This window comes from Microcoleus vaginatus FACHB-2002, from assembly GCF_040004035.1.
Classification (GTDB): Bacteria; Cyanobacteriota; Cyanobacteriia; order Cyanobacteriales; family Microcoleaceae; genus Microcoleus; species Microcoleus vaginatus_C.
The window spans coordinates 44,175-58,052 of the sequence record NZ_JAMPLN010000037.1; the positions used below are offsets into that span (position 1 = coordinate 44,175).

A 13,878-nucleotide genomic window follows, 5' to 3' on the forward strand; every position below is an offset into this window, starting at 1 on the left:
ATGGAAACTAAACCGTATCTTATCTTTGAACAGAACGGTTTTCTCTGCGGTATAGAAGCCTGCTACGTTCGGGAAATTTTCTTTCTGCCGGAGTTGACAGCAATTGCAGAAGCACCTCAATATATTGTTGGGGCGATCGACCTTCGGGGCGAAATTCTGCCCGTGATGGATCTGAATCTCCGTTTTGGATACGCTTGGCAGGATTATGCTGTGACAGATAGTACGATCGTCATCGAGTGGCAAGAATCGAAAGTCGGTATAATTGTCAATCAAGTTCGCGAAGTTAGAGAACTTTCAGAAGAAGCCATCACTCGGCAGCTATCTTACGGACGAGAGAACTCAGAAGCCTCTCATTATTTTGTAGCTGGACTTGCCCGCTGCGAAGCCGATATTATCATGCTGCTGAATCTCGATCACTTAATTCGATATTCTCCCGAAAAGTCAGACGACAGTTGGCCTGTTTTTCCAAGCAATCCAGGTAGTGAAGCAGCAGCCGGTGAGGCAGAAATAGAAAATTTACAGTGGCAAATAAATGCAAAATTGTTAGGCAAAGATCCTAAAAATTTGAGCAATCGTCACGTTTTTTGCCCGCAGGCTACCCCGGAAGAAAAAGCAATTTTTAAATCGCGCGCTAATCATTTGAGGCGGCGCGGCGAGGGGGACAATGATGCTGCAATTAATATGTCCCTGGCGGTGTTTGTTTTGAATAGCGAATACTTTAGTCTTCCTTTGGATCTAGTGCGCGAATTTACGGATATTAGCCAAGTAACTCCGGTTCCTTGCACTCCCGATCGCATAGTGGGAAATATAAATTTACGGGGAGAAATTGTGACGCTAATTGATATTCGCAGTGTTTTAAATATGTCTTTAAATATGTCGGAGGCGGCAAATGATCTCTCTAAGGCGATCGTTGTTGAAGTTGCGGATTTGATCGCTGGTATAGTTGTTGACGAAATATTAGATATTATATACTTAAATGTGTCGGAAATTGCGGCTGTTCCGGCAGCACTGCATTCTGCTAACCGCGAATATCTACGGGGGACAGCTATTTACGGCGAAAAAATGATGGCTATTCTGAACTTGCAAAAACTGCTGACAAAAGGAGGAGTAGTTGTTGATGAAGAGGTTTGAATCCAGAACAGGACTTACGCAAAGCATATGTGCCCTGAGTCAAGTGAACCATCTGGCTTGATACTTCCTTTCCTTCGCAATCCCGATCCAACGCAGAGATCAGGACTGATAACCAGCGGGACTTAGCATGAGAGAATTATCTTGAAATGCGTCTAGGACTAAAGAAGTTAGTTATACCAAATCCGCTTTTCAAGCGATATTTGACAAAGGAATCTAATTCGTGTAGGCACTTGTTTAAATTAAGGAGAAAAATATGTTTGCTAAAATAAACAACTTAAACATTAGAAACAAGATGCTGCTCGGATATCTAGCGCCAGCACTTATATACTTAGGGTTTCCCGTAGTAGTTATTGCTACTACAAATCAGGTGTTTAAAACTTTTCAAGAAACGGAAAGGGTAGAGCAGGTAGTCGGAGAAACAACTAATATATCCCTAGGTGCAGAGCAAATGGTACGGGGACTGCGCGGGTATTTAATTAATAAAAATCAGCAGTTTTTAAAGGATTTTCAAGCAGGTGCAGAGTTGGCTCGCCAGTCGGCCAATAATGTAGAGCAGACGGTTAAAGATCCCGAACAGAGAATCCGTTTGCAAAGGATGCGGCAGCTAGTAAATCAATATTATGATGGTTGTAACGAAGAAATTGTTCGCTTATTGCAGGAAAATCAGACTGCGAAAGCTCTCGCTGTATTTAATACAGGCAAGTACACAAATTTTCTGAATGAATTTTTAAAAGTGAACGGGGAATTTCGGGAAACAGAATTAAATATTGTTAAACAAAAAACGAAAATGACGAAGGAAGCTTTAAGCTTTTTGGTATCTACGCTGCTGGTTGGTTCGGTGCTGTTAGTGCTGTTTGGTGCGGGGCTAGCTTGGCTGATTTCGTCAGGAATTGCCCAAACTATCGATCGCGCAATTAGCTCGATCGCAGCTTCTTCCACTGAGATTGCAGCCACCGTGGAAGAACAGGAACGCATGGCAAGTCAGCAAGCAGCTTCAGTAAATCAAACTACTACTACAATGGACGAATTGGGAGCCTCTTCCAGGGCGACATCACAGCAGATAGAAACAGCCGTGGCTCAAGCAATGCAAGCTTTGAATTTAGCTGGAGGTGGCACAAAAGCTGTAGAACAAACTTTAGAAGCAATGGCAACTCTAAAAACTAAAGTTCAGGATATCCAAGGACAAATTATAGAGTTGAGCGAACAAACAGATCACATTGGTAATATCTCAACTGTAGTTAGCGATTTAGCCAATCAGACTAATATGTTAGCACTCAACGCTGCTGTTGAAGCTGTGCGAGCGGGGGAACATGGCAAGGGGTTTGGTGTGGTGGCGTCAGAAATTCGCAAACTTGCCGATCGCAGTAAAAAGTCAGGAGCGCAAATTAATTTATTAGTTGCTGATATTCAAAGGGCGATTAACTCAACGGTAATGGTAACAGACGAAGGAACTAAAACAGTGGAATCGGGCGTGAATATTGCCTCAGAAACTGCCGCAGCATTTGCAGGAGTTGCCAATGCCATTAACAATGTAGTTTTGAACTCTCAGCAAATTTCGCTAAATGCCAAGCAGCAATCGATCGCGATCGAACAGGTAGTGCAAGCTATGAACTCTCTCAATCAAGCCGCAGCCCAAACCGCTTGCGGTATCAGTCAAACTAAAGTTGGCACTCAAAAATTGAATGAAGCAGCCTTAGATTTGAAGGCAGTTTTGTAGGAGAGCGATGAATTATGAGTAGTTCCCCAAAAATGCCAAAACTGCCAAATATATCCTTAACAATAAAAACAATTGCTTTGGCGATTGACATCGCTACAATTCCAGCGATATTAACGGGAGTAATAACTTGTTTTTGAGGAAATCTGAACCTAATCTCAAATCAGCAGTGTAGTTAGTTGTGAGTTGTGAGTTATTATTATTTGGGAGTTGTTATTTTTTTTACTACCCATTCACAATTGCCAATACTTCGGCTACGCGATCGTACAATTTTCCAATTCCCTATACTTATACTATGCGAGCGTACAAGTTACCAGTAACCGATTCCCAGTAACCAATGATTAACAAATTTTTCCAAAAAATGCAGCATCGACTGTTGCTGCTCCTAATTTTAAGTACCTTGATTCCAGTATCCATTGTTGGTTGGTATGGAATTTATTCTTCAACAGAAGCCCTGCAAAAGTTAGCATTAATAAGCCTTAGTGACAGTGTTAATTCTACCGCTACTCAAATGATTAACAAATTTGAAAATTTTAGAGCAGATATTTTGTTTCTCCGCAAAACTCCCGCTGTTCAGGGACTGATTAGAGCGAGAGAAGGAAATGGAGTAGACAAACAGACTAATTCAACTTATAAAGATTGGCTTTATCGAATGCAACTCACATTTTTATCCATGATGGAAGCCAAGCCATATTATATGCAATTGCGTTACATAGATAACACTGGCAAGGAGATCGTGCGCGTAGATTCTGACGGCACAAATATCCAAGTTATTCCAGATTCTCAACTACAAAATAAAGCAGACACAGATTACTTTTCGGAAACTATGAAGCTAAAACCAGGAGAAGTCTATGTGTCTTCCTTAAATCTGAATAAGGAAAGGGGGAAAATAGAAATTCCTTACAAGCCAACAATTCGCTACGCAACTCCAATTTTTGATCCCAAAGGAGAAAGACAAGGCTTTTTAATTACGAATGCTCTGGGTAGCACTCTGATCGATATGGTTAAAAATTTTAATCCTGAACTATCAGACCAATCTTTTATCTTAAATCAAGATGGGTATTATCTGGCTCATCCCAATTCTAAAAAAGCATGGGGATTTGAACTCCAAACTAAGGAAAATGTCCAAAATGATTATTCAGGAGACATTGTTGCTAAAATACTCTCAGGGGGTCAGGGAAATATTGATGATAAGGATTTAGTGATTAGCTATAATACAGTTTTTCCCAGCAAAGAAAATACAAACAAATTTTTAGTAATTGTGGATACTTCACCCAAAAAAGTGCTATTTTATTCTATAGATTCTCTTCAAAAAATTGCTGCATTTATTGCTATTTTTTCCCTGGCGGTGGTGCTGGGATTGGGATGGTTTTTTTTGCAAAAAATTGTTGCTCTGATTCGGGGATTGATTTACCAAATATCGTCATTTTCAATGCAAATAGAATCAAATATGAACCGACAAGAGCAAATAGCAAATAGGCAATTTGTCTCGGTTAATCAAACAACTATAACTCTAGAAAATTTGGGCAGATCTTCTCAGCAAACAGCCGAGCAAGCTGAGTCTGTTGCCATTGCCGCTCGCCAAGCTTTAAATCTAGCCGAAGAAGGTACTAAAAAGGTAGATCAAACTCTCAATCAAATGCTGAATCTTAGAGAAGCTGTGGTGGCAATTTCTAAGCAAAATCATCGACTCGACGACAGCACGAGTCAGATTGGCAATATATCGACTCTCGCAAGTTTGGTTAGCGATTTAGCCAGCCAAACTAATATGCTGGCTCTCAACGCCGCTGTTGAAGCAGTCAGAGCCGGCGAGTACGGTAAAGGTTTTGCGGTGGTAGCAAGCGAAATTCGTAAGTTAGCAGATGAAAGCCAACAAGCAGCACAAAAGATTAATGGTATTATTCCAGAAATTAAGGGTGCGATCGACTCAACGGTAAAAGCAACTGAAGATAGTCGCAAAACGGTTGCAGAAGGGGTGAAAACAGCACAAGATACGGCAGAAGCTTTTACGGGTGTGAGGGAAGCTTGCAATCTGGTGTTTGCTAGCAACCAGCAAATTTCATTTAATGTTAAACAGCAGGCGATCGCAATTCAGCAAGTAGGTGATGCCATGAGTTCTATGAAGGAATCCGCGTCTCAAACAGTCAGCGGCATTACTCAAGTTAAAATCGGTACTCAACAACTCACAGAAGCTGCATTTAATCTTAAAGAAGTAGTGTAGTCATTAGTCATTAGTCATTAGCAATCGACTGACTATTCAACATAATTATCATTACCACTTACCCATGAGCCATGCTCAATTACCTATTACTCAAAAACATATATGATGATTGAAGATCAAGAACTTCGAGATGTATTTAAAGTCGCTAGTCAAGAACACTTGCAGAAGCTAGACGACGGATTGCTGTACTTAGAACAACATCCGAGCGACTTAGCTAAGTTAGAACAATTGTTGCGAGAAACCCATTCTCTTAAAGGTGATGCTGGGATGCTAGGCGTAAAAGATGTAGCCTCTTTAGCTCATCAAATGGAGCATATTTTGGGAGGCATCAAGCGGGGAGAAACTCAACTGAATTCGGATATTAGCGATCGACTTTCGCAAGGTTTAGAAGCCATGCGGAAACTCGTTGACGAAGCCGTTACCGGCGAAGATTCCGGCGTTAATACTTTTTACATCCTCGCTAGCATGATGGGTGCTTCTAGTCAGCCACAGCCACAGGCAGCAGCCTCAATAGTAGATCCCTCATTTTCACAAGTACCAGAACAACCGTTGGTAGAACCGCAATTTACTGAGCATCTTATTCAAGAACTAGAAACAAATGTTGAAACTTCTGAAGTCCTTAACTTAGAGAAAAATTCCTCTTTTTTACCCTTACAATCCAAGCCCGAATTTCTACGGCAAGCTCAAAACTTGCCTGCACCTTCTGAACCAGCCACTGCGTCGGCTTCGCAGTCGGCAGTTACTGCCTCCTCAACCTCATCTTACCGCATTGAAACCATTCGCGTTGCTACTCAAAATTTAGACGATTTAATGACTCAAGCAGGGGAACTTACTGTCACAAAAACTCGGCTAGGACACCGAGTTGCAGAGATCGAACAAATTACAACTTTGTGGGAAGAGTGGAGCCGAGAATATTTTGTAACGAGCTTGAATGTCGATCGGATGGAAATAGATGAAAACGGTATTAAAGCCAACGGTAAATTTAGCCAATTGCAGGATTACTATCAACGTACAGGAGAACGTTTAGAACCTCTCGGAGCTTTAGTCAACGGCTTGAGAAATCGAGTTTATGAAGATACTGCCCGACTCGAATTAATCGCTGAGGCATTAGAATCAGGAATTCGCACTCTGAGACTGCTGCCTTTGTCTACTATTTTTAATTTATTTCCTCGCACTGTTCGAGACTTAGCGAAACGGGAAGGTAAAGAAGTTGCATTAGTGATTGAAGGAGGGGAAACTACAGCAGATAAACGCATTTTAGAGGAAATGAAAGATCCTTTAATGCACATGATTAGAAATGCAATCGACCACGGTATTGAAACTGTTGAGGAGCGTAAAAAACTAGGTAAACCTCCCGTGGCTACTCTCCGAATAAAAGGCTATAATGTTGCTAGCAATATTATTATTGAAGTTGCTGATGATGGCCGGGGACTAAATCTAGAGAGCATTAAACAAACGGCTGTAAAACGTAATATTTGTACGTTTGAACAACTGGCAGAAATGACCGAAAGTCAAGTACAATCTTTAATTTTTACTCCGGGTTTTTCGACAAAAAAATTTGTTACCGAAGTATCGGGGCGCGGGGTGGGTTTAGATGTAGTTCGTACTAATGTTGAAGCTCTAAAAGGTAGTATTCAAGTAGAGTCTTTACCGGGGAAAGGATGCACTTTGAGGCTGCAAATCAGCACGTCTTTAGCTACAGCAAATGTATTAATTGTCATAGTTGAAGACATTCCTTATGCTCTGCCAGTCGAGTTTGTAGACACGGCTCAACAGGTGTCTCAGTCTGAGATATTTGCTATAGAAGGTAAGGAAACTATACTTTCAAATGGTCAGCCTCTGTCAGTTGCTCATCTGACAGATTTACTAGAATTAAACAATAGACAAGGGTGGCAAAAAAATCGGTATTGGAGACAGGAAAACGGGAGCGAAGCTCTGAGAAAAAATCCCAACTACTTTCTAAATTCAACTTCTTCAAAAATGCCTTGTATTGTTTTGAAAGTTGGGGAGGAAAGATTGGGATTATTTGTAGATGCTTTGATAGACGAACAGGATGTGGTGATGAAACCTCAAAGTCAATTGCTGAAACGGGTGCGAAATGTTTCGGGCGCCACAATTCTGGGTACTGGGGAAGTTTGTATGGTACTCAATCCCCACGATTTGATAAAATCTGTACGCCAGCAAGTTTCGTCTCGTGGGGTTTCTGGTGCGCGATCGCAACTTGAGACTGCCAGCAGAAAACAAGTTATACTATTAGCAGAAGACTCGATAGCCACGCGCACTCAAGAAAAGCGCATCCTGGAAGCTGCGGGTTACGAAGTTGTGACTGCGGTAGACGGATTGGATGCTTTCCATAAATTGAAAACTCGCGATTTTGATGCTGTGATTTCTGACGTACAAATGCCAAATTTAGACGGTTTGGCTCTGACTATTAAGATTCGGGAGCAAAAAGAATACAGTGAGTTGCCGATAATTTTAGTGACATCTTTGGCATCGGATGAAGATAGAAAAAGAGGGGCTGATGCGGGGGCAAATGCTTATATTCCTAAAGGTACTTTCAATCAAGATGTGTTGGTAGAGACACTAAAAAGGTTAGTTTAGTCATTAGTCATTACTCCTTGGTTATTAGGCATTTGTTATTTACTAGCAATTAGCAAGACCGAATATCCAGTGCCCAGTGCATCATTACCAGTGCATCGATGCCCAATACCCAATACTTTGACTACGCGGTTACTGAGCGACTCGTGCTGAGCTTAGCCACTCGCCCTGCGCGCCTTGCCCGCTAAGCTTCGCCGAAGGGAAGTAAGTCGAATGGCAGCACAAGTGCCCTATTCCCCATTCCCCATTTCCCATTCCCCATTCCCCAGCAAACTAATGTTATCGCCCATTAAACTATTGTTAGTTGAAGATTCTCCAGTAGTTACGCTCGTCCTCAAACGAATTTTTGAGTCCTCGCCAGACATCCAAGTTGTAGGAACAGCTTGCAACGGATTAGAAGGACTAGAATTAATCCCCAAACTTCAGCCCCAAGTAATCTGTACGGATTTGAATATGGCACCAATGAACGGGTTAGAATTTACGGAAGAAGTAATGAAGAAATATCCGCTACCAATTTTAGTAATTAGTGCTTCAGTGCAAGCGAATGATACTCACAATGTATTTCAAGTGTTAAATGCTGGTGCATTGGATGTTTTTCCGAAACCGATTGGCGGGTTGGTATCTGATTACGCTCGCCTAGCCAATCAATTAATAGCTAAAGTTAAAATACTCTCTGGAGTTAAAGTATTTACACGGCATCAAAAAAAGATGCCAACACAAGATAATAATCAAATTGTAAAAATCAACCAAGCACCTGTTCCTAATTACAAATTTTCTAACGAAAATGTTAAATTCCCAACTATTAAAGTATTGGCTATAGGGGCTTCTACAGGGGGGCCACAAGCACTGTACGCAATTATTTCTAAACTTCCGGCTAGTTTTTCCGTGCCTATAATTTGTGTTCAGCACATCAGTGAAGGTTTTTTACAAGGATTAGTTGATTGGCTGGGTAATGAATCGAAACTGCCTGTTAAGATCGCTTCTTTTGGGGAATTGCCACAAGCAGGGACTGTTTATTTCCCGCCCGAAAAACGTCATTTAGAATTGGACTCTCAAGGGCGATTTGTTTATTCAGAAGCTGCTCATGTCGCGGGACACTGCCCTTCTGTAACGGTGACATTTAAGTCGGTAGCTAATTTTTATGGCCGGACAGCAGCGGGAGTTTTGCTGACAGGAATGGGTAGAGATGGTGCTGACGGAATGTTGGCTATCGCCAGACAAGGGGGGTTGACAATCGCCCAAGACGAAGCTAGCTGCATTGTCTTCGGAATGCCCAAGGAGGCGATCGCCCTCGGTGCAGCCCAATATGTTCTACCTGTCAGTGCGATCGCTCCCCTACTCCTGGCTAAATTAAAAATTTAGGACTTACCCCGCAAAGAGTGCACAATACCCCGCGCCGGAACTGGTTAAAAAAATCGGGGATAAGAAAGCGCGATCGCAACTTTTTACTTCATAATTACTCAAATTACTTCATAATTACTCAAAACTGAATTTTTTTTCTAAGTCCGATTATTTGATTTTGATAAACTTACCAATTACCTCGCGCAACTTCTCAGCATCAAACGGTTTAGTTAAATACTCTGTTGCTCCCGCCAAACGCCCCTGTACCTTATCAAAGGCTCCATCTCGCGCTGTCAGCATTACGATCGGCAAATTCTGAAACTGAGGCAAGCTCCGCACCGTGCGGCAGAGTTCCAATCCGTCAATACCAGGCATCGAAACATCCAGCAACAAAACAGAAATTTGTTCGTGATAAATAGTTGACAAAGCATCCACTGCATTGTCGGTTACGAGAACTCGAAACTCTTTGCTTAAGGCCTGTTTAACAAGTCCTTGCATCACGACGCTATCATCAACTGCCAAAATAGTTGGTACTTGACTGCTACTTGCAGACATATTCTTCTCCCTGTTTATTTATAGTTCTTGAAAATACAAAGCATACTTACCCCGTCATTTTTTTAGAGTTGCCTCTGTGCAATAGTTGCCAACCCCGTTGGAACATTAGTAGAAAGTTTAGTCCTGTTTTTTTACATCAAACTCGAAAAAAGGGATTGGGAGAGTTGTCGATCGGCAATTACAACAGTTGCAAAATGTGCATCTGGGCCCAGAAACCCTAGAAGGTCGAGTTGGAGTAACTATTGTTACAAAGTTTAACATCTTACCAATCTTTTGTAATTCATCTCCTAACTGTAGTTGAACAACCATCTAAGGCACAGCTCGCTAAAGGACACTGGTATTGTGGCACACACCCCTGATTTAAATCTACCAGCAAGCCAGCTACCCAGGATTAGACAAGTTTGTTAAAATACAATTAAACTGATTAAAAAATTCTAGGTAAGCAATCGCGTTATATTTTGGAAAGCTGCTTCCTCTCAACAGAGGCTCTTAGATTTAGAGAGCCGGAGGTATTCAAAAGCATAGTCAACGGGAAGTATAATTTATATAGTCTTAAGATTTGGGGTACTCTAACTCCCATAACTCAAAAGTTTCCAGATCGGTCAAGAGGTTAGTCTGAATTCGGCGCAAGCAACCTGCGCCGAACTTGCGCCCAGAGTCTCACAGCACAGAATTCATAGCTTGTTTTTCAAGGGAAGTATTGAGAAGGGCGGTTGCCAGCAATTAAACGGGCAGTTACACATGATGAAAGCACCCTTGCCTCTTGGTAAAAAAGTGTTCAAGCTCCATAACATTGACTTGTATCAGCTTCTCGGCTCTGCTCCCGAGGCTTGCTTGGACAATTTAGTTGGCTTGGCAGCTCAGATTAGCCGAACTCCTATTGCTTTCTTGAGCTTGATTGACGGTAACCGCCACTGGTTGAAGTCCCAGTTAGGTATCGATCAAAGTTTGGCCCAGCGTTACCTGAATTTTTGCGATCGCGCCCTGAACCAAACTCCCGAAGAGTTTGCCCAGAGATCAAACTCAAACTCGGAATTTGACCGGGCAATTTCCCTGCAACAACCGCCAGTTGCTCCCGAATTTGCGATCGAACCCCCTGCAAATTCCTTCAAGGAACCGCCTGTGGCCATTGTCCGAGACGCTTCCACAGACGTGGGATTTGCCGAGCATCCGCTGACGCTTTCCTACCCCTTCGTGAAATTTTACGCCGGAATGCCAGTCGTCACCTCAGATGGGCAGATGCTGGGAGTGCTATCCGTCATGGACTTCGTGCCGAGAGACTTGACAAAAGAAACGATAGAAGCTATGGAAGCTTTGGGTCGGCAAGTTGCGAGTTTGGTGGATCTGCGCTGGCAATTACTCAAAGCCCAGAAACACTTGCCAGAAGTAGAAGACATCACCCCCGATAGCCAGCTAATCTCGGAGTTAGTTGGTGGCAAGAACCGATCGAGCTTGTGTGGCGAACAGACGCCAGAGAGCGGCACGAGAATATACCGAACAAAAAAGCTCCCGACGCTGGGGGAAACAGGCACATCTCAATATTTGTGGGAAGCTTCAGCGGGCATCGGGCACGCGGACCATACCCAACAAATCCGAGAAATGGTGGCCGGATCGCGGGACACCTCCGATAGTCAACTAACGGCAGCGTCCCTACAAGAGCGATCGCGCTTGGGAACCCTGCAAGGTAAAGTCGGTGCAGCCCTCGGACAAGGCGGGAAAATATCGGTCATCCTCAGCCGCTGCACCGAGGCAATGGTAGATTACCTCGACGCCAAAGAGGCGAGTATCTGGACGTTCAACCCGCAGACAGAGCAGTTAGAATTGCAGGCCGATTCAGGACTCAGCACCGAAGGGTGGGAACGGGAAATAGAAGATTGGGTGCGAGCAGAACCGGGAAAACTCCAAACGGCTCCTGTATGCCTACTGTCGAACCCGTCTCTCTGCGCCATTGCCTATCCGCTGATAGTGGAGGAGCGGCTCGTGGGAGTGATGGCTCTGTGCAGTAGCGCTTTGGTAAGCGAGGGAGCGCTAGAAGTTCTGGGCTGCATGGCTAACGCCATCGCCGTGGCGATAGATCGCATCACGGCCCGAGAAGAATTGTTGAGCCGCCGGGAAGGCCTGCTCTTCGGCCTCGCCAGCCAGATGCGGAATTCCCTCGACCTCGACAAAATTTTAGATACGGCTGTCAACGAAATTCGCAGCTTGTTGCAGGTTGACCAGTGCTACTTTTTGTGGTATTCCATCTCGCCAGACGGGCAGCCAAGCTTTGCAATCACCCACGAGGCGGCAAATCCCGAACTGAAAGAGCGGCTTACAGAATACCCGATCGAACAAGTAACCCTGCTGGCCGAGAAAATTTCCCACCGCCAAACGCTCCGGATCGGGGACGCGGCAACAGCACTCTGCATAGAACCGCCCACGCGAGATTTTTTGACCAGTCTCGGGATTTTTTCTAACCTGCTGCTGCCGCTCAAGACTCGCTCCGGTCAAATGGGTGCTGTAGTTTGCAACCATTACAGCAGCCACCGTTCCTGGACGACGAGCGAAGTGGAATTGCTGCAAGCGGTGGTGGATCAACTGGCGATCGCGATCGACCAAGCCGAACTCTACGCCCAAACCCGCGCGGCAGCCTTAGCAGCCCAAACTCAAGCCCGCCAACTGACGGAAACTTTGCAGCAGTTGCAGCAGAAAGAAGCTCAGCTCATCCAAAACGAAAAAATGTCCTCTCTTGGTCAAATGGTCGCCGGCGTCGCCCACGAAATTAACAATCCGGTTAATTTTATTTACGGCAACTTGACTTATTGCAAGCAGTACATGAAAAATCTGCTGGATTTACTGCACTTGTATCAAAAGCACTACCCCGATCCTTGCCCCGAAATACTCGACAAAAACGAAGAAATCGATGTTGATTTCATAGCGCCGGATTTGCTGAAAATTCTGTCTTCAATAGAGATGGGAACCGAACGCATCCGCCAAATTGTCCTGTCTCTGCGGAACTTCGCACGGCACGACGAAGCAGAGATGAAGCGGGTGGACATTCACGAAGGGATTGACAGCACGCTGCTGATTTTGCAGAGCCGCTTGAAGTCAAACGGACTCGTACCGGGAATTGAGGTAATTAAAGACTACGGCAACTTGCCGAAGGTAGAGTGCTATCCCGGACAGCTAAACCAAGTATTTATGAATATTTTGGCGAATGCGATCGACTCTTTGGAAAATCAGCCCCCACCCAAGACGATCAAAATCTCGACGGCGGTGGTGGCCCCAGACTCGGAGGCTGATCAGTCAGGAAAGTCGATCGGTCAATTTGTGGTGATTCGGATTCAAGACAGCGGGCCGGGATTGGCCGAAAAAGCTAAATGCCACTTGTTTGACCCTTTCTTTACCACTAAACCTGTGGGCAAGGGTACGGGACTCGGCTTGTCTATCAGCTACCAGATTGTGGTGGAAAAACACGGAGGAAGCTTGAACTGTATCTCGAAACCGGGACAGGGAGCTGATTTCAGGATTGAAATCCCGGTAGCTCGCCCCCCTGCGATCAAAGAATAAACCTGCGGGCGATCGGTTTCAAAAAGATTTTTTAAATTTTATTGTCAAAATGCTTGACAGATTGCTGTGTTTGAATGTTAAGATAGTGAAGGTTAAGACGTTGGGGCGTCGCCAAGTGGTAAGGCAGCGGGTTTTGGTCCCGCCATTCAGAGGTTCGAATCCTTTCGCCCCAGTTAAATTGTGTCCGGTCAATAGATTTGAGATTTGAGATTTTAGATTGAAGCATTGACCCCACGGATAAATTCGGGGGCTGGTTTAATCGATTTGAGATTTGAGATTTTAGATTGAAGCCTTGACTCCACGGATAAATTCGGGGGCTGGTTTAATCGATTTGAGATTTGAGATTTGAGATTAAAGAATGGAAGCATTGACCCCACGGATAAATTCGGGGGCTGGTTTATCGGATACAGGTTTTTTATTTCTGGGTACTGAGTCTGCGAAGGAATGAAGCTGGGGGCTTGTATTCTGGATGCTTTCGCTCAATCAATTGTTTAACTGATTGTTTCTAGTCTGCCCAATGGCGACGAGAGAAGACCGACTTCATAACTACAAACCTCATTAGGACTTGCACACAGGGTATAAGAAACCGGTTTTTTTTGCCGCCAGTGGGGAGTTGTGGCAGAAACCAGTTTTTTTTGCGTAAGCCCTCATACAAAATATAGTCATTTCAAATAAATGTGAGACAAATGCAAGATGATGTAAAATCAAGAAAAATTGTTAACTCGGAGCCGAAAAATGGCATACAGTCTAGATTTGAGAAAAAGAGTAG

7 protein-coding genes and 1 tRNA gene are annotated in these 13,878 nt (G+C 43.9%); 7 read left to right on the forward strand and 1 reads right to left on the reverse strand.

Annotated features, from left to right (window positions below):
- The 5 genes from NDI35_RS24195 (at position 1) to cheB (ending at position 9,026) form a co-directional block, all read left to right on the forward strand.
- Complete coding sequence (locus NDI35_RS24195; protein ID WP_445314939.1) at positions 1-1,131, forward strand: chemotaxis protein CheW; 1,131 nt, start codon at positions 1-3, stop codon at positions 1,129-1,131.
- A gap of 253 nt (positions 1,132-1,384) precedes the next feature.
- Positions 1,385-2,848, forward strand: a complete 1,464-nt coding sequence (locus tag NDI35_RS24200; RefSeq protein ID WP_445314940.1) for a methyl-accepting chemotaxis protein — start codon at positions 1,385-1,387, stop codon at positions 2,846-2,848.
- A 334-nt stretch (positions 2,849-3,182) separates the two neighbouring features.
- Entirely contained in the window at positions 3,183-5,066 is a 1,884-nt protein-coding gene (locus tag NDI35_RS24205) for a methyl-accepting chemotaxis protein (protein ID WP_445314941.1), read from the forward strand.
- A 105-nt stretch (positions 5,067-5,171) separates the two neighbouring features.
- The gene (locus NDI35_RS24210) at positions 5,172-7,667 is read left to right on the forward strand and encodes a hybrid sensor histidine kinase/response regulator (protein ID WP_445314945.1); all 2,496 of its coding nucleotides are present in this window, start codon (positions 5,172-5,174) and stop codon (positions 7,665-7,667) included.
- A gap of 273 nt (positions 7,668-7,940) precedes the next feature.
- Complete coding sequence (gene cheB, locus NDI35_RS24215) at positions 7,941-9,026, forward strand: chemotaxis-specific protein-glutamate methyltransferase CheB (protein WP_445314942.1); 1,086 nt, start codon at positions 7,941-7,943, stop codon at positions 9,024-9,026.
- A 147-nt stretch (positions 9,027-9,173) separates the two neighbouring features.
- On the opposite strand, the gene NDI35_RS24220 is transcribed toward cheB, so the two are convergent.
- Entirely contained in the window at positions 9,174-9,560 is a 387-nt protein-coding gene (locus tag NDI35_RS24220) for a response regulator (RefSeq protein ID WP_006631154.1), read from the reverse strand.
- A gap of 741 nt (positions 9,561-10,301) precedes the next feature.
- On the opposite strand from NDI35_RS24220, the gene NDI35_RS24225 reads away from it, so the two are divergent.
- Together NDI35_RS24225 and NDI35_RS24230 are read left to right on the forward strand one after the other, a co-directional pair.
- Complete coding sequence (locus NDI35_RS24225; protein ID WP_445314943.1) at positions 10,302-13,109, forward strand: GAF domain-containing protein; 2,808 nt, start codon at positions 10,302-10,304, stop codon at positions 13,107-13,109.
- Positions 13,110-13,210: 101 nt separating this feature from the next.
- Positions 13,211-13,282: transfer RNA gene (locus NDI35_RS24230), tRNA-Gln, on the forward strand.
- Positions 13,283-13,878 lie beyond the last annotated feature (596 nt).

Excerpts from the sequence above, each read along its gene's own strand:
- NDI35_RS24195 (WP_445314939.1), top strand. The coding sequence starts at position 1 with ATGGAAACTAAACCGTATCTTATCTTTGAACAGAACGGTTTTCTCTGC.
- NDI35_RS24200 (WP_445314940.1), top strand. The coding sequence starts at position 1,385 with ATGTTTGCTAAAATAAACAACTTAAACATTAGAAACAAGATGCTGCTC.
- NDI35_RS24205 (WP_445314941.1), top strand. The coding sequence starts at position 3,183 with ATGATTAACAAATTTTTCCAAAAAATGCAGCATCGACTGTTGCTGCTC.
- NDI35_RS24210 (WP_445314945.1), top strand. The coding sequence starts at position 5,172 with ATGATTGAAGATCAAGAACTTCGAGATGTATTTAAAGTCGCTAGTCAA.
- cheB (WP_445314942.1), top strand. The coding sequence starts at position 7,941 with ATGTTATCGCCCATTAAACTATTGTTAGTTGAAGATTCTCCAGTAGTT.
- NDI35_RS24220 (WP_006631154.1), bottom strand. The coding sequence starts at position 9,560 with ATGTCTGCAAGTAGCAGTCAAGTACCAACTATTTTGGCAGTTGATGAT.
- NDI35_RS24225 (WP_445314943.1), top strand. The coding sequence starts at position 10,302 with ATGATGAAAGCACCCTTGCCTCTTGGTAAAAAAGTGTTCAAGCTCCAT.